Source organism: Runella sp. (assembly GCF_027484545.1).
GTDB lineage: Bacteria > Bacteroidota > Bacteroidia > Cytophagales > Spirosomataceae > Runella.
Map to the genome: position 1 here is coordinate 78,938 of NZ_JAIXST010000129.1, position 26,341 is coordinate 105,278.

Genomic DNA, 26,341 nt, shown 5'->3' on the forward strand with positions numbered 1-26,341 from the left:
TGCAAATTTAAACCTTAAATCTAACGAAGAAATCTATCCTGCCCAACTTTCTCTGTCCAAACTCCGATACTGAATAGCTTCGGCCAGGTGTTCGATTTTAATGTCAGGGCTGGCTCCTAAATCGGCGATGGTTCGGGCAACTTTCAAAATGCGGTCGTAGGCACGGGCCGATAGTCCCAACCGTTCCATCGCTGTTTTGAGGAGGGCTCTGCCTGCGGAATTGATTTCACAAATCTCTTTTACTATGGCCGAGGGCATCATGGCATTGCAGTAAATTCCCGTTTTTTCCTTAAATCGTTCCGTTTGAATGGCGCGTGCTTTGATGACACGCTCACGGATGTCGGTGCTTTTTTCCGCTTTGCGGGTAGAAGCTATTTGATCAAACGATACAGGAGTAACTTCTACGTGCAAATCAATGCGATCGAGGAGCGGACCGCTGATTTTGTTTAAATAACGTTGAACAGTGCCAGGAGGGCAAACGCATTCTTTTTCAGGATGGTTGTAATAGCCACAGGGGCAAGGATTCATGCTGGCAACGAGCATAAAATTGGCAGGAAACTCAATGGCCCATTTCGTTCGCGAAATCGTGACGCAACGTTCTTCCAAAGGTTGTCGCATTACTTCTAATACACTGCGTTTAAATTCAGGCAATTCGTCTAAAAACAGTACCCCATTATGCGCTAATGATATCTCGCCGGGTTGAGGAAACGTACCACCTCCTACCAGTGCAGCATCGCTGATGGTGTGGTGTGGAGAACGAAACGGGCGGCGCGAAATAAGAGAAGATTTAGTGCCCAATTTTCCCGCTACGGAGTGTATTTTAGTTGTTTCGAGCGATTCGTGCAGGGTTAATGGTGGTAAAATAGACGGTAACCGCTTTGCCAACATTGTTTTTCCCGAACCGGGAGGTCCAATCATAATCACATTATGGCCCCCAGAGGCGGCAATTTCAAGGGCACGTTTGATGTTTTCCTGTCCTTGAACGTGTTCAAAATCAGCATCATAATCATTCAGTGTATTCAGGAAAATATCGCGGGTATCTACTGTCAAAGGAGTAATTTCTTTATTTCCTTCCAAAAACTCTACGGCATCCTTTAGAGTCTCGACAGGGATGACATCTAAACTATTGACAATCGCTGCTTCGTGGGCATTGGCGGAAGGAAGTATAAACCCTTTGAATCCCAACCGACGAGCTTCGATAGCAATGGGCAATACGCCTTTAATGGGGCGAAGTTTTCCGTCAAGTGACAGTTCGCCCATGATAATGTAATCTTCTAAATTCTTTTTGGGGGACAATTGTTCAGATGCCTGCAATACACAAAGCGCAATGGGTAAATCATAGGCAGAGCCTTCTTTGCGAATGTCGGCTGGGGCAAGGTTGACGACTACTTTTTGGCGCGGCATTCGGTATTCGAAGTATTTAAGTGATGCTTCCACGCGTTGTTCACTTTCTTTAACGGCACTGTCGGGAAGACCTACCATAAAAAAACGCATTCCCTGGCCCACTGTTACTTCAATGGTTATGATAGTGGCATTTACACCGTATACTGCACTGCCAAAGGTCTTTGAAAGCATAATCTCTAAATTTGTCTAAGCTAATTTTTTGCGTAAAAGTACAGTTTATCCCTAAAAATACTACACTAAAGAAATTGTCTTCTGAGCACTTTTGTCCGCCAAAATCTTTCGCAGCGGCGAACCGCCACTTTATTCGTATTCCAAAATCGTATTCAAATGCTTACCTTTGCCATCCATTTTTTTAAGGGAAATAGTTTACCAAACACAGATAACGATTTTTACAGTTATGCTTCAACGCATTCAAACCTTTTTTTTGGCATTAGTTGCCGTGGGTATGGTGGGGATGATTGCCCTGCCTATTTGGGATAAAACCTCAGCAGATGCTGCTCAATCAGCTCACCTTTCCGCGCTTAGATTGATTCATCAACAGGGAGTTAGTTCTACCATTAGCCCCGTTTGGTATTTGGCACTTTTGGGAGGTATTGTGTCAGGAGTGACAATTTTTGCAATTTCCCAATACAAAAATCGTCTGTTACAGTCCGGAATTTGCGCTGCCAACTCTATCCTTATGACTATCATCATGGGATTGATCATGTATTTTATCTTCGGCAAAGCAAAAGATTTTTTTGAGCCGACGGTGAACGGGAACTTCGGTTTTGGCTTTTATGCGCTTGTAATAGCGATGTTAGCCAACGTTTTAGCCAATCGTTTCATCCGTCGCGACGAGAAATTTGTTCGTTCGCAGGAACGTATGAGGTAAATAAAAAGAAACAATTTGACAATTTTCAAACAAAAAATGCTCTTTTTTCTGTAATAGAAAACCATTGCAAGAAATTGGCTGTCAGTTGTTTGTAGGGTATGATAGGTGCCTGATTAAAAAAAAGCCAGTTTTTTATTGACAAAAATTTGTTGTGCCGGATTTGATTATTTTTACTAATTTCAAACTTAGTTACTGACTTTGCCTGCTCAGAAATTGATAAAACAGAGGCAATAGCTATTGATTTCATAACTTTTTAACTCACTAATAAAGCTATACAAAGCCCTGTGAACCAGGGGATAAAAGCGTCAATACATAGAATGAGGATGATTCAGGAAGAAACAGGCGTACAGCATACGCTTAAGGAACGGCTCAAAGAGATATTTGGCTACAGTCAGTTCAGGGGAGAGCAGGAAGCTATCATAAATAGCATCATGGGAGGGAACAATACCTTTGTCATCATGCCAACCGGAGCCGGCAAATCTCTTTGTTATCAGTTGCCCGCCATCACAAACGAGGGAGTGGCGATTGTAATTTCTCCGTTGATTGCCTTGATGAAAAATCAGGTGGATCAACTTAATGCATTTGGCATTAATGCCCAGTTTTTGAATTCTACACTCAACAAAGCGGAAATCAATAAAGTAAAAAAGGATGCATTAGACGGTTCATTAAAATTGCTCTATATCGCTCCTGAATCCTTGACAAAGGAAGAAAATCTTGATTTTTTACAACGGGCAAATATCTCTTTTGTAGCGGTTGACGAAGCACACTGTATCTCAGAATGGGGACATGATTTTCGTCCTGAATACCGTCGAATTCGGGGAATCATTGACAACATCAACCCTGATTTGCCTCTGATTGCTCTTACTGCAACGGCTACTCCCAAAGTTCAGCAGGATATTGCTAAAAATTTGCGGATGGAAGAATCGGCTCTTTTCAAGTCGTCTTTCAATCGTAAAAATCTCTACTATGAAGTGCGACCCAAGCTGGCAGATGTCAACAAACAGCTTATTAAATACATAAAAAACAACAAAGGAAAATCGGGTATTATCTATTGTTTAAGTCGAAAAACGGTAGAAGAAGTTGCTAATCTGCTCAGTGTTAATGATATAAAAGCACTTCCGTATCATGCCGGTTTAGACGGGCAAACCCGGATGCACAATCAGGATGCCTTTCTTAACGAAGAAGCCGATGTAATTGTAGCAACCATCGCTTTTGGAATGGGAATTGATAAACCCGACGTGCGTTTTGTGATTCACTACGATGCTCCCAAATCGTTGGAAGGTTACTATCAGGAAACAGGTCGTGCGGGTCGTGATGGATTGGAAGGTAACTGTGTAATGTTTTACAACATTGAAGACATTCAGAAATTAGAGAAATTCAACAAAGATAAATCGGTTACCGAGCGCGATAATGCCCGTCATTTACTCAATGAAATGGTGGCGTATGCCAACTTGGGAGCCTGCCGTCGTCGTCAGTTGCTGAGTTATTTTGGGGAGTACATGGACAAAGATTGCGGCTTTTGCGATAACTGCGTTAAACCTACCCAAAAAATCAGAATCCAGAACGAAGCGGTATTGATTTTGAAAGCTATTCAGCAAACGGATCAACGGTTTGATGGAGAGCACATTGCGGATTTAATTACGGCTACGGATAACATATACGTAACCAGTTATGAGCACGATAAACTGGAAATGTATGGCGCGGGAAAATTCAAAGATGAACAAGAGGGCGAAGAATATGGAGTAGAGTTTTGGCGTTCCATGATTCGCCAATTGGTGATTTTGGGCTTTTTGTTGAAAGATTCCGAAAATTTCGGAGTCTTGAAGTTAAGTGATAAAGGGGCTAAATTCATAAATGATCCTTTCCCGATTACAATTTCTAAAGATCATACATTCGACGAAAATGAAACTCAAAAATCGAGTGATGATGAAGACGTAACCGATCTTGCTCCAGCAGGTGGTGGAAATGCCTACGATGAAGCGCTTTTGGGCTTATTAAAAGCCTTGAGGAAGAAGTTGGCCAAAGATAAAAATCTCCCTCCGTACGTGATTTTTCAAGATCCGTCGTTGGAAGAAATGGCGACTACTTATCCTACCACTTCTCAGGAAATGGCCCAAATCAATGGGGTTGGAATGGGGAAAGTGTCGAAATTTGGTAGGCCGTTTATTGATTTGATTACCAAATACGTTGAAGAAAATGAAATTGAGACAGCCAAAGATGTCGTTGTAAAATCGGCGGCCAATAAGTCAAAAGTTAAGATTTTTATAATTCAACAAATTGACAGAAAAGTAGATTTGGACGAGATAGCCGAGTCAAAGGGGCTCGCAATGGATGAACTGATCGAAGAAATCGAACACATTTGCTACTCCGGCACCAAATTGAATCTGGATTATTATATCAATCAGATTATGGACCGTGACCGTCAGCACGATATCTACGATTATTTCATGACGGCAGAAACTGATAGCATCAAAGTCGCTTTGGACGAATTGCTCGAAGATGATGTAACAGAAGACGAACTTCGGTTGATGCGTATAAAATTCCTGTCAGAAGTAGCAAATTAATAAGTCCATAGTTGGCAGCGGGCAGAGTTCCGCTTAACAGTCATCAGTGACGTTTTTCTATACCTGCTAATGACTTTTAAATGCCAACTGATAACTATAAAGATGAATATTTTAATCCTTGGTTCGGGTGGTCGTGAGCACGCTTTTGCGTGGAAAATAAGTCAGAGTCCCCATTGTGATGAGTTGTATGTTGCCCCCGGAAACGCAGGGACAGCTCAGGTAGCTACGAATTTACCGATTAGTTTTAATGACTTTGAGGCGGTTGCCAAAGCAATTGTTGATTTGAAAATCAAACTGGTGATTGTGGGACCGGAAGAACCTCTGGTAAATGGAATTGTTGATTTTTTGAAAGCACGTCCCGAACTTTCTCGGGTCAAAATCGTTGGTCCCGACCGATTGGGTGCTCAACTGGAAGGCAGTAAGGACTTTTCCAAAAATTTCATGTTTAAATATGGAATTCCAACGGCTGCTTCCCGCACATTTACACCTGACACACTGGAAGATGGGCTTGCTCATCTTACCTCACATGCATTGCCTATCGTACTGAAAGCCGATGGTTTGGCAGCGGGAAAAGGAGTGATTATTGCCGAAACCCTGAATGCCGCCAAAACAGCAATGAATGAGATACTGGTAGAAGAAAAATTTGGGGCCGCAGGCAATAAAGTAGTCGTAGAACAATTTCTAAGAGGAATTGAACTGTCGGTTTTTGTATTGACGGATGGGATCAATTACAAAATTTTGCCCGAAGCCAAAGACTATAAACGCATTGGAGAAAAAGATACGGGACTCAATACAGGAGGTATGGGAGCGGTATCGCCGGTTGTGTTTGCGGATGAAAATTTTTTGAGAAAAGTAGAACAAAAAATTGTAAAACCTACGCTGGCAGGCTTGCAGGCGGAAGGTATTCACTACGTAGGTTTTATTTTTATCGGTTTGATGAACGTAAAGTCAGAACCTTACGTCATTGAGTACAACGCCCGCATGGGAGATCCCGAAACGGAGGTCGTTTTGCCGCGAATTCAATCGGATTTAGTCACTCTTTTACTGGCAGCCGCTGACCAAAAATTGACGGAAAGTGATTTTGTGATTTCTTCCCAAACGGCGGTTACTACGGTCATCGTTTCAGGTGGATATCCCAATGCCTACGAAAAGGGCAAGAAAATTGCTGATATAGAAAAAATAGATGAAGTCGTTGTTTTCCATGCAGGAACAACAACCAATGATAAAGGTGAAATTCTCACCAACGGCGGGCGAGTTCTGGCATTGACCGGAATCGCTAATTCGCTCGAAGGCGCCGTAAATAAGTCGCAAAAAGCGGCCGCGGCCGTGCAATTCGAGGGGAAATACTATCGAAAAGATATTGGATTGGATTTGATTCGTTATAAGGATTAGGAGGCAGTAAGAAAATGACAAGGGGCAAATGGCAAAGTAGAATGCCGCTCATTGTAAACTGCAGACTACAAACTGTAAACTAAATGGGTTGTAAATCATGCTCAACAGGCGGATGCGGGACAGGCGGGCTGAATGGAAAAACAGCTGGTTGTCAAAATAATGGGGCTTGCAGTACGGGCGGTTGTAATAAAATGAACGTTTTCGACTGGCTAAGTGACATGGATGTGCCGGTCATGAAGCGTTTTGATGTCGTCGAAGTAAAATTTAAGGGAGGACGTAAAGAATACTTCCGGAATATCAACCAATTGGAACTTCACACGGGCGATTATGTCGTTTGTGAGATGGCTTCTGGATATCATATCGGTGCGGTATCGTTGCAGGGCGACTTGGTCCGTTTGCAAATGGTAAAAAAGAAAGTCGCCAATGACGAGAATCTGAAAAGCATCTATCGAGTCGCTAATCAGCGTGATCTCGAAAAACATGAACAAAGCATTGCCCGCGATTTGACGACCATGTATCGCGCCCGAGAAATGGTTAAAGAATTGAAAATCAATATGAAACTCTCCGATGTTGAGTTTCAGTCGGATAATACCAAAGCCACTTTTTATTATTCTGCCGATGAGCGCGTTGATTTCCGAGAGTTGATCAAAGTATTGGCGGGAGAATTTAAAGCCCGTATCGAAATGCGTCAAATAAGTCTTCGTCAGGAAGCAGGACGCTTGGGAGGTCTTGGTGCCTGTGGGCGGGAGTTATGCTGCTCTACTTGGCTTACTGATTTCAAAAATATCACAACATCGGCGGCGCGTTACCAAAATTTATCACTCAATCCGACCAAGCTTTCCGGACAGTGCGGACGTTTGAAATGTTGCCTCAACTATGAACTGGAAACGTACATAGACGCACTCAAAGATATTCCGCACGTTGATGCGCCTCTCCAAACCCAAAAAGGAAAGGCTCATTTGCAGAAAACCGACATTTTTAAGAAAATTATGTGGTTTGGGTACGAAAACGATAGCACTACCTGGCATCCGATTACGCTTGACCAAGTCAATGAAATACTGAAAATGAATGCGAAAGGCGAAAAGCCGGTTTCGTTGGATGTATTGGAAATTCAGGAAGCCGTATTGGCATTGCCTTTTGCGGGTATCAACAGCGATTTGACCAAAATGGACAAAAAATTCAGCAGTCGCGACCAACAAAACAACGGCAACAATAGTAACAACCGCAAGAACAAAAAGAAAAAAAGCGGTGGCGGGGGAAATCCTGCTGCCAACCCTACTACTTCTCCTAAAGCAACCGCCCCCAATAAACCGGCCAACCAACCGCCGAAAGGGGGAGGGGAGAAGAAGTAAACCATTTCAAGTAAATTTTTGTTGCAAAAGGGATAATCCTCCAAAGGTTGTCCTTTTTGTTTTTCTATCAATCACTAACCGTTCGAAGCAACTCAACCATGCAACCCGTATTTGTCTATACTGAAGCCAGTCCGAATCCAAACTCTATGAAGTTTGTGCTGAATTTTGAATTGGTTCCTCAAGGACTTTCATTCGATTACCCGGATTTAAATTCAACCGTGGCAGAAGGGAAATCTTCTCCTTTGGCGGGCGATTTATTTCAGTTTCCATTCGTGCAACGTGTGTTTTTGGCCTCCAATTTTATAACACTTACCAAAGATGATACAACCGATTGGGGAGATGTTATTTTAGATACAAAGCAGTTTTTGAAGATTTACTTCGAAGAGAATCACCTGGTTTTTGAACAAAAAACAGTAGAAAGCAATACCACTATTCTGGATACAGACAGCCCGACCGTTCGCAAAATTAAAACGGTTTTGGACGACTACGTGCGTCCCGCTGTAGAGTCGGACGGAGGAGCTATTTCTTTTCATTCGTTTGAAGAAATTTCAGGAACCGTAAAAGTTCTGTTGCAAGGCTCATGCAGCGGCTGCCCATCTTCGACGCTAACGCTCAAAGCAGGTATCCAAAATTTGCTGACGCAAATGGTGCCTGACGTGAAAGAAGTGGTAGCAGAAGGAGTATAGCTCTTCTTTGTGCAATATTTATCCTATTTTTGAGTTTCTTTGTAGAAAATTCAGTCCAAAACTTTCCAATGTTGCCGTTAGGTAAAAAATGAGAGAGTTTTGGCTCCTTTATTTATTGTAGAATACAAAAAATGCTTTTATTCGCAATAACTGCAAAACGTTGAAATAGTCCATGTCGAGCGCTGTTAAAACCCTACTGATTTTAAGCTGGATTGCATTTTGTAGCTTTACTTTTAAGTCTGACGCTGAAGGAGGCATCAGAGTCATTGTGATTGATGCAGGTCACGGAGGGAAAGACACTGGTACAAAGGGACGAATCTCTCGCGAGAAAGACGTTGTTTTGGATATTACAATGAAATTGGCCTATAAAATCAGGGCCGAAATGCCCGATGTGAAAATTATTTTGACCCGTAACTCCGATAAATTTGTGGATTTAAGCGAGCGTTCCAATATTGCGAATCGGCGCAAGGCAGATTTGTTTATTTCGATTCACTGTAATTCACTTCCCAAAAATAAAGTAAGTCCGTCAGGGACAGAAACGTTTGTGATGGGATTGCACAAGTCGGAGGAGAACCTCGAAGTAGCAAAAAGAGAGAACGCGGTTATTTTGTTGGAAAAAGACTACGAAGAGAAATACAAAGGTTTTAATCCCAATTCACCGCTTGCCTATATCATGTTGGCCAATCGCCAAAATGCTTATATCGCAAGCAGTTTGACTTTTGCCGGAAAAATTGAACGGCAATTTAAAAAACATGCCAACCGAAACAGTCGTGGGGTAAAACAGGCCGGTTTTATGGTGCTTTGGCAAACGGCTATGCCCAGTGTGTTGGTTGAAACGGGTTTTCTAAGCCACGCTGACGAAGAGAAATACCTCAACTCAGCAGAAGGACAGGACGAAATATCGGAAGCAATATTTCGGGCTTTTAAGCAGTACAAGGAGGAAGTAGAACAAAATAAATAATTATTTCAGTTATTAGTTATCCGTATTTTCTGATAACAGGTAACAACGGGGCCGCCCGCGCGGTAACGGATAACATACATCTTGCAGACATGAAAATCTCTAAAGAAGTAAAAGTTGGATTGATGGCTATAGTAACGCTCACTATGCTTTACTTCGGCTTCAGTTTTTTAAAAGGCTCTGATTTTTTTTCAAGTAACTACAAATATTACGTTGTTTTTAATAATATCGGCTCGCTTCAGTCCTCCAATGCCATCAAATTGAATGGGGTACAGGTAGGGCAGGTAAAGAAAACAGAACTGCTCCAAGACAGAGGAAATAAAGTCTTGGTGACATTAGAAATTAATAAAGAAATCATTGTAACGCAAGGCACAAAAACCAAGTTGACCTCCGAATTATTGGGGGGAAGTGCGCTCGTGTTAGAAATAGCATCGGGAGCAAAACGACTTCAACAGGGAGATACACTTTTGTCAGATAGCGAAAAAGGAATTCAGGCTTTGTTGCAGGAACAGGCTCTTCCGGTTGTGAAGAATGCTGATTCATTGATCATTAATCTCAATCGGGTCGTTAAACAGTTTGATCAGACCGGGTATGCGCTTAATAAATTGTTGGCTACAGCTGATAAAACCGCTTTGGGAATTAATGCAACCATCGATCAAAATCGTCAGGCGATCGCGGCTACTTTGGCCAACGTGAACGCACTTTCGGCGTCGTTGATTGAAACGGAAAAAGGCATCAAACCCATCTTGGGCAATCTTCTTACAACGACCGATTCGCTCAAGGCTTTGCGTATTGGTCAGACATTGGCACAGGCCAACGCTGCCGTTGCCACGCTTCAAAAATCGCTTACGGCACTCGAACAAGGTCAGGGAACCGCCGGGAAATTGCTGAAAGATCAGGCTCTGTACGATAATTTAAACCGTACTATCGTGAGCGTTAATAAACTGATGACCAACTTCCGTCAGTATCCTAAGCGATACGTAAATGTGTCTGTGTTTAGCAAAAAAGACAAAGGCCCCGCCGATAGCCCTGCTGATACGACGTTGAAATACTAAGTCTATGTCAGTATATCATCAATGACATTAATTTATCTCATTATATGTCCTTGACGCACCGAAAACCTACGTGGAACAAACTCGTTTCGGAGGTAGAAGAGGAACGGCCTGATACGCGGTAGCCATGGCACCACGTGGGTTCACACAGGAATGAACCGCCGCGTTCGGCACGTTCGTTGGACAAGTCTCCTTCCTTTGCGGGAGAACGAAACAGGGCCTCGTAGTTGAATTTTAGGTTGGATTGCCATTCCCAGACATTTCCACTCATGTCGGTTAATCCAAGCGGGGTTTTGCCAAATTTTCCAACGGGGGATGTATACAAAAAGCCGTCATCATTGTAATTTTTTACTGGAAACTTCCCCTGCCAGATATTGGCATTGTACTTTCCCCGCGTTTGGATATCGTTGCCCCACGGATAAATATCGCGGCTGTTGCGGGCATTGCGTGCGGCGTGTTCCCACTCAATCTCGCAGGGCAGCCGCTTACCTGCCCATTGGGCGTAGGTATTGGCGTCGTTCCAAGAAACTTGCGTAACGGGATGGTCGTCGGGAGCGGCGGGAAAATCAGGTCCCATGGGATGATGCCAATTGGCCCCGTCTTTCAATATCCATTGTTGGTCGGTAGATTCGTCGATAATGCCTCCGTTACCAAATTTTTCTGCTTCGGTTTTAAAGTTGGTTGCCGTAATGAACTTTCTGAATTCTCCTACCGTAACGGGATGTACGTCCATTAGAAAGGGGCGCACTTTGGCCCAAAAAGAAGGCCGTTCGTGTTCTATTCCTTCGTCTGAACCGATTTGAACGACCCCTCCCTGTATATACACCATGCCAGTAGGGATTGTGCTCAGTTTGGGATTGACAACGGTTGTATCACTGGGTTTCTCTAAGCCAATGTCACTGACGGTTTCAGGAAATTCGAGCTTTTTCAGGAAATCCGTATTGAGAACCGCGGTCTGCGTTTTCGAAGTGTCAACTTGTTGATTATCACTTTGTTTTTGACAGGAAATAACTAAAAAAGAGGATGCCAAAACAAAGAGTAAATTATAAAAAGAGCGTAGCATAATCAGACGGAAAACAGTGGACGATTAAACCTTTGTTGATTTTGTAAGTCAAAGGTAACGAAACAGAAAAACAACCGTATTGACGGTATTTAAAAACCATGAAAAAAACACACATCATCCGCACCTTCTTCGTAATGGCCCTGGCCATTTATGCACAATTAACGTTTGCCCAACGCGAGCCAATGGACCCCGTCAAAAGGGCAGAGCGAGTTTCTGCTGACTTGAAACAGGCATTAACTCTCGACGATGCCACTACCAAAAAAGTCTATGATTTGGAATTGTCCCGAACGCAGGAGGCGCAAAAAATCAGAGAAAAAAATGCCGACGACCGCGATGCCATGCGCGAGAGCATGAAAGGAGTTAATGAAAAATTCCAAACGAGTATTAAGGCGGTTTTGACTGAAGAACAGTTCAAGAAATACCAGGAATGGCAAACCGCCGAGCGTGAAAAACGCGGCCCTCGTGGAGGCGGAAACCGCAGAAGAAAGTAGGTCTGAAAGTGAAATGAGAGTTATTTGTAACGTCGGCGAGGTTCAAAACCTCGCTGACGTTTTTTATGAAACCTTGCCGACGTTTTTTATACAACACATTCCAAATGCCCCAACCATTGCTTTTCTCCTTCGCGGCACCATCGACGAAAATTTTCTCCTATCGGTTCATGTTGAGGTAAATAATTCATTAAGATGGACAAATCAAATCGTTCGGCAGCCACGCCTGCACCTACACGTTCTGCATCGGCGGCATTGCAGGCTTGTTCATAGTGGATGGGGACTACCATCACGGGTTTGTCCAGATACATGGCCTCGCATACCGATTCAAAACCTGCCGTAGTAACCAAAGCTTTGCAGCCTGACATCATCTCTAAAAACTTAGCTCCGTCGAGGCGATGAAGAGTGAGCGTTTCGTCAATCTTTTCTTCGGGCAGAGCGTCGGGTTTGCTCCAAAAACAATGCAAAACTACCTCAGGATGCTGCTGATGCCATTCGAGGATTTGAGTATACAAAGCTGGGTGGTTGAGATACACCAGAATGTATTCTTTTTGGGAGGCAGTTAGTGAGTGAATATCATGCCGTAAAAGGGGAGATACGACGTACACAAGTTTATTAGGTTGATTCTCCAAAGAATCAAATGAAAGAGCCAGTAGCCGTTTGGCTCGCAATGCAGTAAGCCGTGAATTGAAATTGACCAGAAAACGGTCCATTCGGCCTTTGGAAGGAAACTGAAATTCTGAATGAAAAAACAGGTATTGATGCCCAATGCAGACCATTGGAATGGCCGGTCTATATAACCCATTGTAAAATCCACCCAGAATTTCGTAAAAATTCAAAATCAGGTCGGGTTGATAACGTTTGATGGCTTCATTAATTTGTTCCAAGCTTTTACCAAAGCGAAAAATGCGCGGTAAGTGATGCGTAACGGTCTTTTTGAAGTCCACCTTTCCATCCGAATTGAAAACTAAATTCGGGCTGGGAAACGCCTCTACCGGTGCTTGAATCTGTTCATGAAAAAAGGCAGGAATGGGTCGTTCGACCGCACCACCTACGAGGACAGCCACGAGCTGATAATCGGCATCACGCAACGTTTGGCTTAATGAAATGGCTTGGGTCAAGTGGCCTCGCCCTTCTCCCTGCACCAAAAAAAGGACTTTTTTCAACTTCTTTGGAATCAATTTAGTGATAGCCCAAATCACCGAAAAAGACATTACCTCTTCATTACCAAATAATTATGAATTTGTTGTTTTTAGGAAGTTTGCATTATTGAAACCGAGTTATCCGTTAAATTCGTCATTCGTACCTCCTCATTCGTCGTTTGCTACCATCCCACATATCCTTCTGGTGTCACTCCTTTCAATCGCAGATAACAAATAGCTTGACCGCGGTGGTGAATAAGGTGATTTTCCATGGCGTAGAAAAAGCGCCACACCTGAATTTTGCCACCCGCAAAACCTTCTTCCTTGGCCAAGCGTTCCGGTGTGGTTTCTCCCACTACTTTCTCCACCCACGCATAAAAGCCGTTAAGCTCGTTGGCGAGTTGGGCTTTGGTAAGCTTTCCCCAGTCTTGTTTCATCTCATAAGGATTTTTGATTTCCAAACGCCCTGCCAATTGCATGGCTGTGAATGTAATGCAATGCACAAACTGCGTTCGGAAGGTCATGGCTTCAGGCGTATAGTGAAAATCTAAGTGTTCTTCGGGCATTTGGTTGAAAACCGTGAGCGTGTAATCCTGCGAGCGTTTCCAAGCAACTCCAAATTCCTCTCGGAATGCTTGAAGTTCTTTTTTGCTGCGGGAGGCACTAAAAACAGGGACTGAAACAAGGGCACCAAAGAGAGATTGAAGAACGGTTTTGCGGCTGATTTTCATGGGGATACTGATTTAGTTTGTAAGAATAAGTGACTGCTGAGGAACTCCTGCCGATTATGCCTTTTTGACTTTAACGAATACGGAGAGATTATAAATCTATTACCGGTTATCCCGCCTGTGAAATTTGAACTTTTGTACCAACACGCCATCCTATCCGTTTTTTATGACTGTGTTTCGGTTGGCAAATCGGACTGAGACAGCCAGTAAAATCACGATGCCCAGTAGAAACTGTAAATACGTAAAACCTTCCGAAATGCGGTTCAAAGGAGCCTCTGAGGTGATTTCTATTTTCTCATACACCGGAATGACTCCGGGCGTGATGTAAGCTTGAATGACGGTAATGATGCAGATAATAAAAAGCATCAGAAAGCTGTGTTTCACCGTAAAACGAAATAAATCAGACTCTTTTCCTACTAAGTCAACCGCCGCTGCTCCGATAGCAATGGATTGAGGAGAGATCATTTTACCTGTCACGCCTCCCGAAGCATTGGCGGCGACGGTAAGCACCGGGTCAAGGCCAATGGCGGTGGCCGAAGTGGCCTGAAGTTTGCCGAAAAGGGTATTGGATGAAGTATCAGACCCCGTCAAAAAAACACCCAACCAACCCAAAATAGGAGAGAAAAAAGGAAAGAATATGCCCGTACTGGCCAACGCCATTGCCATCGAAATCAACATTCCCGAATTATTGGCCACGTAGGCAAAACCTACCACCGAGGCCAAAGTAAGGAGTGGATATCGCAACTGCATCAAGGTAGCGCCGTAGATAGTGAGTCCTTGTTTTAAGTTTAAACCCACCAAAGGCAACGAAATAAAAGCCGCCAATAGCAGGGCAGTGCCGGGTGCTGATAGATAATTAAATTCGAAGGGTTTGATGGGTAAGATACTTCCGTCTGCTTTCAGAATGGCACCCTGCAACCCTGAAATGTCAAATTTGATAAATCCAACCGAATTGAGGGCTTCTTTGACCGGCTGAAGTCCCCAAAAAATAATAAAAACGGTCATAATGATAAAGGGCGACCAAGCTCGAAATACTTCGGCTCCCGTATAGTGCAATTCAGAATCAATCGTTTGGGGCGGCTCTTCTTTAAATCGCCAGATAGGGGGAGGTTTCCGAAATTTCAAAAAAATCATCAAACAAACAATAGAGGCAATGCCGGCAATGACGTCGGGCAACATGGGCCCCAGGTAGTTGGAGGTAAACCATTGAAAAAAAGCAAAAGACACCCCGGAAACTAAAATGGCATCCAATACTTCCAGTGATTTTTTGAAGCCGGCCATCAGCACTACCAAATAGAAAGGAACCACCACGGACAAAAAAGGAAGCGTGCGACCTACCATTTGAGAAATAGCTAATTCTGGAATGTCGGTGACGTGTGCCGCTATGATAATGGGGGTGCCTACCGAACCAAAAGCCACGGGGGCGGTATTGGCAATCAAACAAATGCTGGCCGCGTAGAGTGGATTAAACCCCAAACCCACCAACATAGCTCCCGAAATAGCAACGGGGGCTCCGAAACCGGCTGCTCCTTCCAAAAAAGCACCAAAAGAAAAAGCAATCAAAAGTGCCTGTAACCGTCGATCGGGTGTGATGGAGGCCATGAAGTTTTTGATAACTTCAAATTGACCGCTTTTTACCGTCACATTGAATAAAAACACGGCTCCGATAATGACCCAACCGATGGGAAAAAGCCCGTAAAGCGCTCCGTGCAATGCGGATAGTCCGGAGAGTTTAACGGGCATTCCATACACCAAAATAGCCATGACGATAGCCAACAGCATCGTGAGCAGGCTGGCCCAATAGCCTTTCGTTTTTTTGATCAACAGAAAGAAAATAAACAAGACAGGAACTGCTGCTACCAAAGCAGACAGGGCAATGTTGTGAAAAGGGTCAGTGAGTTGGGTCCATTTCATGGTTTTCGAGGGGTTTCGTAACGGCAAAGGTAAATCGGCCGCGTTTCTACCTTTTATATAAGTTATTACTGATATTTTCTCATGCTCGACGCTCTCCATCGTATTTTGCCCAAAGAACGCCTCAAAACTCGCTTGATTGACCGCTACGCGTACGCGAGCGACGCGAGTCATTTTTACTTGGTGCCGCAGGCTGTCGTTCAGCCCACTACCATTGAAGAAATTCAAAAAATTTTTACCTTTTCACACGAACACAACATTCATATTACCTTTCGGGCGGGCGGGACAAGCTTGTCGGGGCAGGGAATAACGGACGGTGTTTTGGTGGATTTGAGTAATTATTGGCGAAAAGTAATCCCTGAAAACAACGGAGAAACGGTACGCGTACAACCTTCCGTGATTGGAGCGCACGTCAATATTGCCCTGAAAAAATACGGACGTAAAATAGGCCCCGACCCCGCTTCTATCAACGCTTGCATGATGGGAGGGATTTTGTCCAACAATTCCAGCGGCATGTGCTGCGGTGTGGTGCATAATTCGTACCATACCCTTCAATACCTGACGTTTGTATTGCCCAACGGACAGGTTTTTTCTACCGAAAAACCCGAAGATTACGCACGGTTTGAAACCGAAGCGGCCGATATTGCCAACGGACTGCGAGCGTTACGCAGGGAGGTGTTGGACAATACCCCTTTGGTGGAAAAAATCCGTAAAAAGTACCGACAAAAGAACACCGTCGGGTATTGCATGAATGCCTTTGTGGATTTTGAGCATCCTTTGGACATGTTGGCGCATCTCATCATCGGAGGTGAAGGCACGTTGGCGTTCATTGCAGAAGCCGTACTGAACACCGTTCCTGATTTGCCTTACAAGATGACGGCAATGCTCTATTTCGATACGCCCGAAGCCGCCTGTACTACCATTCCTGCCTTAAAATCGACGGGAGCCGAAGCCCTTGAATTTATGGACCGAGCTTCGTTGCGGTCGGTAGAGGACATGCCCGGTGTTCCGTCCTTTCTAAAAACGTTATCGCCCACGGCCTCCGCTATTTTATGCGAATTTCAGGAAAATACGCAGGCGGCTCTGGAGGAGAAATACGAAAGAGCTAAACCGATTTTTGCGCAATTACCTTTGCTGTTTCAGCCCGAATTTACGCAGGATGCGCAGCAACAGGCGTTGCTGTGGAAAATTCGTAAAGGCATGTACCCGTCCGTGGCCGGGATGCGGGCAAAAGGTACTTCGGCGTTGATGGAAGATTTTACATTTCCCGTAGAACGATTGGGCGAAGCCGTCGTGGACGTGCAGCACTTGTTCGATAAATACAACTACGAAAACGGCATCATTTTTGGCCACGCCAAAGACGGAAACCTGCACTTTGTCATTTCGCAATCCTACGCCACTCAACCCGACATTGACCATTACGAAAAATTCAATGATGAGTTGTTCGATTTGGTTTTGAGTAAATACGGCGGAGCGTTAAAGGGGGAGCATAGTTCGGGTCGGGCTGTATCGGCCTACATCGAAACCGAATGGGGAACAGACGCTTATGAGGTTATGAAAAAGCTCAAAGCGCTGATTGACCCTACCCATCTGCTGAATCCTGGTATCATCATTACCGACGATAAACTGACGCACGTTCACAACCTCAAAGTCATGCCTATTGTGGAAGAAGAGGTAGACAAGTGCATTGAATGCGGGTTTTGCGAATCAAGCTGCCCGAGTCGGGATATAACCCTGACGCCGCGCCGCCGCATCGGGGTTCGTCGCGCTATTGAGCGATTGGATGCCGCAGGAAAAAAGATTGAGAAAGAGGCGCTGTTGAAAGATTATGACTATGACGGCATTGAAACGTGCGCGGTGGATGGGATGTGTGCCAACAACTGCCCCGTAGATATCAATACGGGCGAGTTGGTGAAGCGTTTGAGGCGAGAAAATCATTCGCCGTTTCAGAACAAGACCGCCCTTTTTCTGGCCAAAAATTTTACCGCGTTGGAAAAAACAGCCCGATTGGGCGTCCAATCGGGCGTTTTTCTCAACGGTATTTTGGGGGAGAAATTTATGGTGAATTTGACCGGTTTTGGCCGAAAAGTCATTCCTTCTTTACCGAAGTGGTCAAATCAAATGCAAGCTCCCGGGCCTCCTGTTTTGGCTCCGGTAAATTCAAACAGGGCCATAAACGGCAATGACACCACAGTCTCCCCATTGACCATTGTGTATTTTTCATCTTGTATTTCCCGCATGATGGGCGGCGATATTTTCCAAACGTTTGCTTCGGTTTGCCGCAAAGCCAACGTATCGGTAGTTATTCCAAAAGACAGTCAAGGTACGTGTTGTGGTCAAATTTTCTCTTCCAAAGGTTTTACAGAAGCGTATCGTTTGACGGCCAATCAGACTCTGGGAAAATTGTGGGAACATTCGCAGGAAGGCACCACGCCCATTGTCATGGATGTGACGAGTTGTACCCAAACCCTCAAAAGTTCGCGTCCGTATTTGACGGACGAAAACAAAGCCCGTTTTGATAAACTGGCCCTGTTAGACGTGATCGATTTTGCGTCAGATGTGTTACTGCCACGACTGAAAATCACGGCCCGCAAAGATAAAATTGTTTTTCATCCCGTTTGTTCGGTACATAAAATGGGTTCGATGGGCAAACTCCAACGCATTGGTAAAGCCTGCGCTGTTCAAGCTGATATTCCTGCTTTTGCCGGTTGCTGCGGCATGGCGGGTGACCGAGGCTTTTATTATCCTGAACTCACCAAGGCAGCTACCAAAAATGAGGCATTGGAGGTGAAACAGATGGACTACGACGGATATTATTCCACCTCTAAAACCTGCGAAATGGCGCTCTCGGAAGCAGTTGGCAAAAATTACGAATCTATTTTAAAATTGTTGGATGAAGTAAGTTCTAATTGTGAATGAGTGATTTAGTGAATGATAATCAGTTATTTAAGGATTTTTCAGTTTTGCGCCATTGCCATTATTGATTATCAAAACAACGCGGACGACGCGGATGCTTACAGATTTATATTCTTTAACCCTGAAAAATAATTGAATACAACATGACCTATAAATTCAACCCCATTCCCAGAGTATTGATGGGCCCCGGCCCTTCGGATGTTCACCCGCGCGTTTTAAGAGCGATGTCTGCGCCTTTGTACGGGCACCTCGACCCACTTTTTGTGCAAATGATGGACGAAGTCAAAAGCATGGTTCAGCAGTGCTTTATCACTGAAAACCTGCTTACGTTCGTTGTTTCAGCTCCCGGCAGCGCGGGAATGGAAACCTGTTTGGTCAATCTGTTGGAACCCGGCGATGAGTGCATTATCTGTGTCAACGGTGTTTTTGGGGGCCGCATGGTGGATATTGCCGAGCGATGCGGTGCCAAGGTACATCGCATTGATACCGAATGGGGAAAAGTAACTGAGCCTGACCAAGTAAAAAAAGCGTTGGACGCTTGCCCCAAACCTAAGTTGCTGGCCATTGTTCACGCCGAAACTTCTACAGGAGCTTTACAACCTTTGGAAGAAATCAGTAAAATAGTCCACGAAGCCGGTGCGTTGTTCGTAGTGGATGCCGTTACTTCCTTTTGCGGGGTTCCTTTGGAAGTGGATAAATGGCAAATTGACGCCATTTATACGGGGACTCAAAAATGCCTTTCCGCTCCTCCGGGCCTGTCGCCCGTTAGTTTTTCGGAGGCAGCAGTGAAGGTTTTAGACAACCGAAAAACGAAAGTGCAGAGTTGGTTTTTGGATTTGACCATGGTCAAAAACTACTGGGCGGGGGCTAAAAGAGCCTACCACCACACCGCGCCCGTTTCCTCCGTCTATGCCCTGCACGAAGCACTCAACATTGTGTTGGAAGAAGGATTAGAGGCGCGTTGGGCCAGACACCAAGAAGTGCATCAATACCTTAGAAAACAACTGGAAGCCCGAGGTTTTCGGTTTTTGGTAGAAGAACCCTATCGTCTGCCGAATCTCAATTCGGTGTATTTGCCCGAAGGCTGTGACGAAGCCGCGCTGAGAAGTCAACTCTTGAATAAATACAATATTGAGGTAGGTAGCGGATTGGGAGCGTTTGCTGGAAAAATTTGGCGTGTCGGCATTATGGGCGAAAGTGCCACCAAAAACCATGTCAATCTGCTGACGGGGGCATTGGATGAATTGATGTAAATAAACTACTCAGAGAAGCAATAGTTGCTGTTGCTTCTCTGACTATTGCCGTAAAAATCAGAAAAATTGAATTTTACAAATCCCCCACCAACTGCGACACAATCACTGCCTTTCCTTCATTGCCTTTTTGAAGCTCATAAGCCAACAGCAAACCATTAGGCGTTGGTAAAAGGACGGGATACGTAGCGTTTTCGTTATCGGCAGTCAAATAATTGGTGGATTCTTTGCCGTTTTTGTCAATGATTCTCAGGGCGATTTTGGTGAAAAATTCGCCGTTTTTTTCTACTGATTCATCCCAAACCACCGCTATAGCACCATTCAAATGGGCGATTTGGGGGTGCTTGGCACGTACGGTTAGGTTGGAGGAAAATAGCTTTTCTTCTCCCAATTTTACAATTCTAATGCCTGCTTCGTGGGTTTCGGATTTTCCGCTGAACCACGTCACAAAAAAATCTTTGCCTGCCTGAGTCATGCCCGGGCCGGTGTGCGGACAGGCGTTGACTTTCCAACGGTCTTTGTAGACCAATTGGGGTTGAGTGAACGTCTTGCCACCGTCGGTCGAAACGGCGTGGCTCATGTCGCGGGTACCGTCGGCGAGTAGGTCGCGGTAGGTGAGGTGGATGTTTTTGTCAGTATCAATAAACAATACCGTGCGGCAGCATTGACAGGCATTGGAGTCAACGACAACTTCCTCCGAAAAACCTCCTTGGGGAAGTGTCTGTACAAATTTCACGCTGCGACCTTCGTAAGCTCCCATTTTTTCGTCCAACCACACGAAGCCTAATTCCCCGTTGGGCAAGCGAATCATGTCGCTGAACGAATGTCCTTTACCGGGCGATGTGTCTTTGTGAATGGCTTTCGGGGCTGACCACGTTTTGCCGTTGTCGGTCGAGGCAACGTACATCAAATCCGAGGCGCGCGGTGCTTCTTTGGTGGGCTTTTTGATTTCAAACGTGGCCCAAATGCTGCCGTCGGATTTGAAGGCCACGCGCGGCATCCCTTCGGCGTGTACCGTTAATTCAGCAGGAGCATCAATCTTGATTTTCTTGCCAAATGTCTGTCCGCCGTTTTCGGAAACGGCAAAATAAAAGGAGCCTTTATCACCGTCTTTTTCCACCCAACTCAGTACCGGATGGCCACGGTGATCGGTGGTGAAGCGGGGTGTTGCGCCCGTGAATTTTTCGTTGGAAAGGGACGTTGTTTTACGGTTGATCATGGTGGAAAAACCGAAAATACCGAGCGACAGAATCAATGAGGAGGTGAGGAGGTATTTCATGGTGATTTTATTTAGAATGAAAGGTTTTTGTTAGATTTGTTAAAAAAATCAGCGATATGACTGTTACGTATCAATTGACCGAGGATGAATTTGACTACCGTCTTTTTCGTCGCATCAAGTCTCAATTTGCCCGTCGGACTGGTTCGTTCAAAATCAAAATTGAAATTGAAGAAACCGAAACGGATGAAACTGAAGCCATTATGGCCAATCCTGCTTACTACGAGGAATTACTTCGTCGTAAAGCCTCGGTAGAGGCAGGAAATGTTATTTCTTTTACATCCCAAGAATTCGATGAACTCGTCAAGAAACATTCTGTTTGAGCCAAAAGCATTTGAAGAGTTTATCGAATGGGCTGCCGAAGACAAAAAAATATTTTTCAAAATCGCTGAATTGATTGAAGAAATCAGGAGAACTCCTTTTGAAGGGAGAGGAAAGCCTGAGCCCCTTAAACACGGCTTGAAAGGTTATTTTTCGCGTCGGATTACCGATAAGCATCGATTGATTTATAGGATTAGTGACCAAATTATTACATTCATTGCCTTTAAAAATCATTACGGCGACAAATAATTGTTTAACTGCATGACACGGGTAGGGTCTGTTAATTGATAGACCCTACCCGCGTATTTTTATTTCCCGGTAAAATTATACTGTACCCCAACCGTAAACGTGCGCGGTGCGGCGGGAGTAAACGTAGTGCGGTCGGTGGGGGCGTTGCCTCGGGTAGCGTTGGTAGCGTACAGGGCATCGGTCAGGTTCATGATGTTGGTAAAGAGTTCAATGCCTTTCCATTGGTAGCCTGCTCGAAAATTGACCAAATTGTAGCCATCGTAGCGAACGGTATTGGTTTGATTCTGAAACCACCCGGCTACGTGCTGCCATTCTACCGACGTGCGGAAGTTTTTGAACCAGTTGGGATAATAACTGATTTCCGAATTCCACAACCAACGCGGCGCCGAAGGCATGTCTTTTCCGTTCACGTCTTTCAGAACGTCGGAGGCTTTTTGACTCAGCGTAAATTCTACAAAACGGTGAATGGCGGTCGTTCCTCCGAAGCGCACAAAGAGCTGTTTGTTAGGCTTATAGGTCAATCCAAACTCAATGCCCCGGTGGAGCGTTTTTCCGGCCGATTGGTAGTCGGTGGAGTTATCAGGCTGACGAATGTTCAACAGTTCGTTGGTGCCGTTCATTTGGTAAGCAGCCACATCCACGTACACTTTATTGTTCAGCAACGAAGCCCATCCGCCAATCTCTGCATTGTCAAATTGAGCGGAAGCGAGGTTGTAGTAAAACAGGTCACCGTTGGGCAGGGGAGTGCCGCGCTTACGGAAAATCGCCGTCAGGCCGGGAGGTGAGAAACCTTTGGAATAATTGGCGTAAATCCCTTTTCCATGGCCTAAATCGTAGGTTAAACCGATTTTGGGCGTGGTCTGACTGTACGATTTGTTGCCGGTGGTATTGTCCAAATAATTCACAAAATCAAACGACATATTGTCGTAGCGCAAACCTGCCGAAATGCGCAGTTTAGGCAGTGGCTCAAAGTCATATTGCGCATAAAAAGCCGTATTATGAATGTCGGCGTCGTAGTTGGCGATTTGAATATCAGGTCGTTCCTTGGTGATTGCGTATTTCTCTACCGATTTTTTATCGGCGCGAAGTTGGGCGGCTAAATCAATTTGGTATGACCAATACTTACTCGGTGAAAAATCAATCGTCGTACCCGCAATTAGCTTGGAATTCATGAACTTGAACTTCTGCGTGTGTTGGGCAATGAGTCCCAAACTCTTGAAATCGCTCGAATTGATTTCGCCCCGGGCGGTGGTGGCGCCGCTTGTCCAGCGAATGCCATAACTCGGATTCTGACCGTGTTTGTTGTCGCGAGCAAACACCGTGACGAATGATTGCGAACCGTTATTCCAGTCTTTTTCAAACGTCAGACGTGTACGCAGCGACTCCGATTTGCGATAGGTAAAATCAGTCGTGCTCACGTATTGGCGATTGTAAAACGCGACGCTGTCCACACTACCGCTCGTTTGTGAGTCGTAATTATTGTAGGAAAGCGTATAAATCAACCGTGATTTAGGCGTAAAATGATACTCTAATCGCGCATTCACGGCGTTTTTGTCGTAATCAGAACTCGTCATCCACGCATTGCGCTGACGGGCAATGAACCCGCCTACGTACACGCCAAATTTGCCCTTCATTCCCCCCGCGCCGTATTGCAGACGCTGATAGCCCCATTGGTCGGCCTGAATACCGATTTTAGCCGTGGGAATGGAGGTGGGTCGGTGCGTGATAAAATTGACCGCGCCTCCCACCGCTTCGGGGCCGTAAATGGAAGAAACCGGGCCTTTCACGACTTCCACCGAACTGATGGCAAATTGATTGAACTCCAAAATCGAATTGTGGTTAAAAACACCCATGGGCCGAATCGGAACGCCGTCTTCCATGTATAGAAAGTAAGCGTTGGTAGTCATCGGTTGGCGAATCGCCATCATGTGTTGTTCGTTGTTTAGGTTAACCATCATCACGCCCGGCGTTTTGTTGACAATTTCAAACAGGGCTGTGGCCTTGGCTTCGTCGATTTGTTTGGGCGTCAATCGTGAAATAGCCATCGGTGATTCAGTGCGCAACGCCGCTTCCCGATTGCCCGTTACCACAATTTGCTGTAAATTCTCAACGGCGGGTTCCAACGAGATCGTTAGGGGTTTGGTGTCGGTAACGGTCAGTTCCTGAGAGGAGTAGCCAATCGTCGAGATTTTAATTTTGGCGTTTTGAGGCACTGATTTTAGCTGGAATTGGCCGTTTTGGTCAGTCACTGTTCCATCAGTGGTGGTCAGTATTTGAATGGTGGCCCCCACGACGGGTTCTTTGGTAACGGCATCAAAGATTTTTCCTTTAACAAGGTGTTGCGCCGCGGCTTCGCGGGCAAACATTCCCACAAGAAGCAGGAATACTAATTTTATATTTTTCATTTTTGTTTCAGAAAGTTTTGTGTCTCTTCAATGCTCTTGAGCATGTCGTCGCTGACTTGCTCAATCTTGATTTTCTCCTGCGTAAATGCCTGAATGGCTTGGGATGGGAGTAGTTTCCTAAGTGAGTCACCTCGGTAATTGTGCATCCAATCCATCATGGCATCGTCGGCCTGCTTGAGTTGAGACGAAAGGTGAATAGATTGCTCCAGCAGCTGTTGCAGCGCGGAGTCGCTGGGCGTGATTTTGAGCAAGCTGTCGGTTTGGGAAATTTGCCTGCGAATGGCGTTTTCCAATGCTACCAACTCACCCATTTTGGGCATGACAGCATCGTGAATCATCATCACGTCTTTTTCCAGGGTATCTAGTTGGCTTTGCTCCTCGTTTTGACAGGCAGCCGCCAGCACTACCCCAATTAGTACTAATGGGTTGATTTTCATGTATGTATCGTTGCCTATGTGTAAAAAAGCACAACTGTCCTTTTGTGACAGATTGGGAATGGCTTTTTCAATACAAAAAATCAGGCAATCGGAGGCACAACGGGCTTGGATAAAAAGCCTTTGTGCAGGGAAGAAGAAAATAAACTGAAAAGCTTGAAATTGAGAGGCAGAGTGAAAGTCATTGAAAAATCCAACGGATTTTCTTCAAATACTTCCTGAATGACCCGTTTGGCCGAATCGCTCTGTTTTTGAGCATCGTCGCGGGCGTGTCCTTCGGCTACTTTTTGAAGTTGTTTGGCCAAATAGCACTTTCCGTCGCAATGAAGATGAGGTTTGTAACGGTTTTCGCAAAGATTTTGAATGATGTGTTCTTTGCGTAATTCAAAATCCAAATAAACAAACGGCACCACCAGCGTTTTGAGGCTGATAAGCAACAGCAAAAAAAGTGATATGTGCCGTTTGTATGCCATGTTTAGGTTTCTCTATGCTGCAAAGGTAAGTGATTTTGAAGCAGAGAAGATGATTAAAATCAATATATTCACGTTCCTTAGATGCTGGATACCTTTGTTTTCCTGCGCCGCCAAAGTAGAAAACCCGTAACAGATAGCAATCCGGGCGTCAGGCCAATAATAATGTAGAGAATTTTGAGCGCAATTCCCCCGAAATTGCCTATGTGCAGCGGATAAAAAGTAGCCTGTACCTGCTGCCAAAACGATAAATCTTCAAAGGTGGTTTGGCTCACAAACTGACCTGTTTGCCCGTCAAATTGAACGGAATTTCCGCCTTCAAACAAAGGGTTTTGGCCTTTACGAATTCCCCGTATATTAAAGGTACGCTCAGGCTGTGTAGGCAAATACACGTAAGTTGGCGTTAAATCAGGTATTTTTTGAAGGGCTTGGGCATAAAGACTATCAAGCGAAACTTTAACCAACGTATTGGGCGGCGTAGGAATCATTTCTTTCTTCCACGCTCCTTTTTCAAAGGCAAATAGGTTGAGCCAAAAACCCGTAAAAAGAATGACCACGTTGAATACCAACGCCCAAACGCCCGTAATTCGGTGCAGAGAGGAGGTGATGGTACGTCGGTTTTTACGGTTAAAACGAACGTTGAACGTCACGACTTTCCAAATGAATTTTCGATAGATGACAAGACCCGTAAACACTGAAATCAACATCGCAATTCCAAAAATCGCCACCAGAGCAGCCCCGGGCACTCCCAAATGAAAGGAAAAATGAAACTGATACAGCCATTCCATCCAGCCTACTTCCAAATCATCTCCTCGTCCCTGCCGAAGGATTTCGCCCGTGTACTGATTGAGGTTGATTAACCCCAAATCATACGAAATCAGGCGGCTGTCGTTGAGATACAATCGGAATTCATAGGAATGGTCTTTGGGAGCGGTCGGATTGTTCCATGCCATACCGTCCAAATTTGGGTAGTGTTTTACGGTGATTTTATACAGACTGTCGAGCGAAAGGGGGATTTCCTGCGGCTTGACAGTAAGCAGGTCATGGTAAAATGAATGATCAAGTTCTTCCTTAAAAATCAACAATGAGCCGCTCAATCCCAACATCAGTAAAAATATCCCGGTGATGAGACCAAACCAAGAGTGAATCGTGAACAGGTATCGGTTTATGGTCATTGGTAAGGACTACCGGTTAGGTGGTGCTGTAAAGTCACAAAGTGCAAAAATAGCTTTTTTTGCCGTTGTTGGTCTTATGACCGACAACGAACTCGTAGCAGTTGGATTGTTGAACACCAACAATGGCAAAGCAAAAGGGCCCGTCGTTGTTTTTTTTGCCGTTGTTGGTCTTATGACCGACAACGAACTCGTAGCAGTTGGATTGTTGAACACCAACAATGGCAAAGCAAAAGG

Annotated in this window: 24 protein-coding genes; 13 read left to right on the forward strand and 11 right to left on the reverse strand. The window is 44.9% G+C overall.

All coding sequences use genetic code 11. The annotated features are described in order from the left end of the window. Positions 1-33 precede the first annotated feature (33 nt). Entirely contained in the window at positions 34-1,575 is a 1,542-nt protein-coding gene (locus Q0081_RS11520; protein ID WP_298353035.1) for a YifB family Mg chelatase-like AAA ATPase, read from the reverse strand. Between the two features lie 226 nt (positions 1,576-1,801). Between Q0081_RS11520 and Q0081_RS11525 the strand changes: the two genes are divergently transcribed. Then, positions 1,802-2,275 (forward strand): DUF4293 domain-containing protein, encoded by a 474-nt coding sequence (locus Q0081_RS11525; RefSeq protein ID WP_298353038.1) that lies wholly within the window; start codon positions 1,802-1,804, stop codon positions 2,273-2,275. A 25-nt stretch (positions 2,276-2,300) separates the two neighbouring features. Here the strand turns inward: Q0081_RS11525 and Q0081_RS11530 are convergent, their stop codons facing one another. Continuing rightward, a complete protein-coding gene (locus tag Q0081_RS11530) occupies positions 2,301-2,522 on the reverse strand; it encodes a hypothetical protein (protein ID WP_298353040.1) in 222 nt (73 codons plus the stop codon). A 76-nt stretch (positions 2,523-2,598) separates the two neighbouring features. Between Q0081_RS11530 and recQ the strand changes: the two genes are divergently transcribed. The 6 genes from recQ (at position 2,599) to Q0081_RS11560 (ending at position 10,282) form a co-directional block, all read left to right on the forward strand. Then, the gene (recQ, locus tag Q0081_RS11535) at positions 2,599-4,839 is read left to right on the forward strand and encodes a DNA helicase RecQ (protein ID WP_298353043.1); all 2,241 of its coding nucleotides are present in this window, start codon (positions 2,599-2,601) and stop codon (positions 4,837-4,839) included. A 102-nt stretch (positions 4,840-4,941) separates the two neighbouring features. Further along, entirely contained in the window at positions 4,942-6,231 is a 1,290-nt protein-coding gene (purD, locus tag Q0081_RS11540) for a phosphoribosylamine--glycine ligase (RefSeq protein ID WP_298353046.1), read from the forward strand. Positions 6,232-6,314: 83 nt separating this feature from the next. Beyond that, on the forward strand, positions 6,315-7,583 hold the full coding sequence (locus Q0081_RS11545) for a regulatory iron-sulfur-containing complex subunit RicT (protein ID WP_298353049.1): 1,269 nt from the start codon (positions 6,315-6,317) through the stop codon (positions 7,581-7,583). 98 nt (positions 7,584-7,681) lie between these two features. Continuing rightward, complete coding sequence (locus Q0081_RS11550) at positions 7,682-8,269, forward strand: NifU family protein (RefSeq protein ID WP_298353052.1); 588 nt, start codon at positions 7,682-7,684, stop codon at positions 8,267-8,269. A 172-nt stretch (positions 8,270-8,441) separates the two neighbouring features. Next, positions 8,442-9,230, forward strand: coding sequence for an N-acetylmuramoyl-L-alanine amidase (locus Q0081_RS11555; RefSeq protein ID WP_298353055.1), 789 nt, complete (start codon positions 8,442-8,444; stop codon positions 9,228-9,230). Positions 9,231-9,319: 89 nt separating this feature from the next. Further along, the gene (locus Q0081_RS11560; RefSeq protein ID WP_298353058.1) at positions 9,320-10,282 is read left to right on the forward strand and encodes an MlaD family protein; all 963 of its coding nucleotides are present in this window, start codon (positions 9,320-9,322) and stop codon (positions 10,280-10,282) included. 40 nt (positions 10,283-10,322) lie between these two features. Here Q0081_RS11560 and Q0081_RS11565 read toward each other — a convergent pair whose 3' ends face one another. Further along, a complete protein-coding gene (locus Q0081_RS11565; RefSeq protein WP_298353062.1) occupies positions 10,323-11,309 on the reverse strand; it encodes a formylglycine-generating enzyme family protein in 987 nt (328 codons plus the stop codon). Positions 11,310-11,440: 131 nt separating this feature from the next. On the opposite strand from Q0081_RS11565, the gene Q0081_RS11570 reads away from it, so the two are divergent. Beyond that, the gene (locus tag Q0081_RS11570; RefSeq protein ID WP_298353065.1) at positions 11,441-11,833 is read left to right on the forward strand and encodes a hypothetical protein; all 393 of its coding nucleotides are present in this window, start codon (positions 11,441-11,443) and stop codon (positions 11,831-11,833) included. 86 nt (positions 11,834-11,919) lie between these two features. On the opposite strand, the gene Q0081_RS11575 is transcribed toward Q0081_RS11570, so the two are convergent. The 3 genes from Q0081_RS11575 to Q0081_RS11585 form a co-directional block, all read right to left on the reverse strand. Next, positions 11,920-12,996 (reverse strand): glycosyltransferase family protein, encoded by a 1,077-nt coding sequence (locus Q0081_RS11575; RefSeq protein ID WP_298353068.1) that lies wholly within the window; start codon positions 12,994-12,996, stop codon positions 11,920-11,922. 158 nt (positions 12,997-13,154) lie between these two features. Next, positions 13,155-13,703 carry a DinB family protein gene (locus tag Q0081_RS11580; protein WP_298353071.1) on the reverse strand — a complete coding sequence of 183 codons (549 nt, stop codon included), beginning with the start codon at positions 13,701-13,703 and terminating at the stop codon, positions 13,155-13,157. A 150-nt stretch (positions 13,704-13,853) separates the two neighbouring features. Beyond that, a complete protein-coding gene (locus Q0081_RS11585; RefSeq protein WP_298353073.1) occupies positions 13,854-15,614 on the reverse strand; it encodes an L-lactate permease in 1,761 nt (586 codons plus the stop codon). An 81-nt stretch (positions 15,615-15,695) separates the two neighbouring features. On the opposite strand from Q0081_RS11585, the gene Q0081_RS11590 reads away from it, so the two are divergent. Beyond that, a complete protein-coding gene (locus Q0081_RS11590; RefSeq protein ID WP_298353076.1) occupies positions 15,696-18,530 on the forward strand; it encodes an FAD-binding and (Fe-S)-binding domain-containing protein in 2,835 nt (944 codons plus the stop codon). Positions 18,531-18,670: 140 nt separating this feature from the next. After that, positions 18,671-19,780, forward strand: coding sequence for an alanine--glyoxylate aminotransferase family protein (locus tag Q0081_RS11595; protein ID WP_298353078.1), 1,110 nt, complete (start codon positions 18,671-18,673; stop codon positions 19,778-19,780). Between the two features lie 73 nt (positions 19,781-19,853). On the opposite strand, the gene Q0081_RS11600 is transcribed toward Q0081_RS11595, so the two are convergent. Next, positions 19,854-21,056, reverse strand: a complete 1,203-nt coding sequence (locus Q0081_RS11600) for an exo-alpha-sialidase (protein ID WP_298353081.1) — start codon at positions 21,054-21,056, stop codon at positions 19,854-19,856. 56 nt (positions 21,057-21,112) lie between these two features. Between Q0081_RS11600 and Q0081_RS11605 the strand changes: the two genes are divergently transcribed. Next, positions 21,113-21,376 (forward strand): hypothetical protein, encoded by a 264-nt coding sequence (locus Q0081_RS11605; RefSeq protein ID WP_298353084.1) that lies wholly within the window; start codon positions 21,113-21,115, stop codon positions 21,374-21,376. Then, positions 21,348-21,623, forward strand: coding sequence for a Txe/YoeB family addiction module toxin (locus Q0081_RS11610; RefSeq protein WP_298353087.1), 276 nt, complete (start codon positions 21,348-21,350; stop codon positions 21,621-21,623). The genes Q0081_RS11605 and Q0081_RS11610 overlap by 29 nt, the downstream gene beginning before the upstream one ends. 59 nt (positions 21,624-21,682) lie before the next feature. On the opposite strand, the gene Q0081_RS11615 is transcribed toward Q0081_RS11610, so the two are convergent. The 4 genes from Q0081_RS11615 to Q0081_RS11630 all read right to left on the reverse strand — a co-directional run bounded on the left by Q0081_RS11615 (position 21,683) and on the right by Q0081_RS11630 (position 26,107). Continuing rightward, positions 21,683-24,028, reverse strand: a complete 2,346-nt coding sequence (locus tag Q0081_RS11615) for a TonB-dependent receptor (RefSeq protein WP_298353089.1) — start codon at positions 24,026-24,028, stop codon at positions 21,683-21,685. Beyond that, positions 24,025-24,465 carry a hypothetical protein gene (locus tag Q0081_RS11620; protein WP_298353092.1) on the reverse strand — a complete coding sequence of 147 codons (441 nt, stop codon included), beginning with the start codon at positions 24,463-24,465 and terminating at the stop codon, positions 24,025-24,027. Before Q0081_RS11620 ends, Q0081_RS11615 begins: the two co-directional genes overlap by 4 nt. 80 nt (positions 24,466-24,545) lie before the next feature. After that, the gene (locus Q0081_RS11625) at positions 24,546-24,935 is read right to left on the reverse strand and encodes a hypothetical protein (protein ID WP_298353097.1); all 390 of its coding nucleotides are present in this window, start codon (positions 24,933-24,935) and stop codon (positions 24,546-24,548) included. Between the two features lie 77 nt (positions 24,936-25,012). Continuing rightward, positions 25,013-26,107, reverse strand: a complete 1,095-nt coding sequence (locus Q0081_RS11630; RefSeq protein ID WP_298353101.1) for a PepSY domain-containing protein — start codon at positions 26,105-26,107, stop codon at positions 25,013-25,015. Between Q0081_RS11630 and Q0081_RS11635 the strand changes: the two genes are divergently transcribed. Then, positions 26,082-26,341, forward strand: a 260-nt coding sequence (locus tag Q0081_RS11635) for a hypothetical protein (RefSeq protein WP_298353104.1), incomplete at its 3' end; no start/stop codon positions are given. The two genes, Q0081_RS11630 and Q0081_RS11635, sit on opposite strands and share 26 nt — an antisense overlap.

Coding starts and splice junctions, on each gene's coding strand:
- Q0081_RS11520 (WP_298353035.1), bottom strand. CDS start 1,575: ATGCTTTCAAAGACCTTTGGCAGTGCAGTATACGGTGTAAATGCCACT.
- Q0081_RS11525 (WP_298353038.1), top strand. CDS start 1,802: ATGCTTCAACGCATTCAAACCTTTTTTTTGGCATTAGTTGCCGTGGGT.
- Q0081_RS11530 (WP_298353040.1), bottom strand. CDS start 2,522: ATGAAATCAATAGCTATTGCCTCTGTTTTATCAATTTCTGAGCAGGCA.
- recQ (WP_298353043.1), top strand. CDS start 2,599: ATGATTCAGGAAGAAACAGGCGTACAGCATACGCTTAAGGAACGGCTC.
- purD (WP_298353046.1), top strand. CDS start 4,942: ATGAATATTTTAATCCTTGGTTCGGGTGGTCGTGAGCACGCTTTTGCG.
- Q0081_RS11545 (WP_298353049.1), top strand. CDS start 6,315: ATGGGTTGTAAATCATGCTCAACAGGCGGATGCGGGACAGGCGGGCTG.
- Q0081_RS11550 (WP_298353052.1), top strand. CDS start 7,682: ATGCAACCCGTATTTGTCTATACTGAAGCCAGTCCGAATCCAAACTCT.
- Q0081_RS11555 (WP_298353055.1), top strand. CDS start 8,442: ATGTCGAGCGCTGTTAAAACCCTACTGATTTTAAGCTGGATTGCATTT.
- Q0081_RS11560 (WP_298353058.1), top strand. CDS start 9,320: ATGAAAATCTCTAAAGAAGTAAAAGTTGGATTGATGGCTATAGTAACG.
- Q0081_RS11570 (WP_298353065.1), top strand. CDS start 11,441: ATGAAAAAAACACACATCATCCGCACCTTCTTCGTAATGGCCCTGGCC.
- Q0081_RS11580 (WP_298353071.1), bottom strand. CDS start 13,703: ATGAAAATCAGCCGCAAAACCGTTCTTCAATCTCTCTTTGGTGCCCTT.
- Q0081_RS11585 (WP_298353073.1), bottom strand. CDS start 15,614: ATGAAATGGACCCAACTCACTGACCCTTTTCACAACATTGCCCTGTCT.
- Q0081_RS11590 (WP_298353076.1), top strand. CDS start 15,696: ATGCTCGACGCTCTCCATCGTATTTTGCCCAAAGAACGCCTCAAAACT.
- Q0081_RS11595 (WP_298353078.1), top strand. CDS start 18,671: ATGACCTATAAATTCAACCCCATTCCCAGAGTATTGATGGGCCCCGGC.
- Q0081_RS11600 (WP_298353081.1), bottom strand. CDS start 21,056: ATGAAATACCTCCTCACCTCCTCATTGATTCTGTCGCTCGGTATTTTC.
- Q0081_RS11605 (WP_298353084.1), top strand. CDS start 21,113: ATGACTGTTACGTATCAATTGACCGAGGATGAATTTGACTACCGTCTT.
- Q0081_RS11610 (WP_298353087.1), top strand. CDS start 21,348: ATGAACTCGTCAAGAAACATTCTGTTTGAGCCAAAAGCATTTGAAGAG.
- Q0081_RS11615 (WP_298353089.1), bottom strand. CDS start 24,028: ATGAAAAATATAAAATTAGTATTCCTGCTTCTTGTGGGAATGTTTGCC.
- Q0081_RS11620 (WP_298353092.1), bottom strand. CDS start 24,465: ATGAAAATCAACCCATTAGTACTAATTGGGGTAGTGCTGGCGGCTGCC.
- Q0081_RS11625 (WP_298353097.1), bottom strand. CDS start 24,935: ATGGCATACAAACGGCACATATCACTTTTTTTGCTGTTGCTTATCAGC.
- Q0081_RS11630 (WP_298353101.1), bottom strand. CDS start 26,107: ATGACCATAAACCGATACCTGTTCACGATTCACTCTTGGTTTGGTCTC.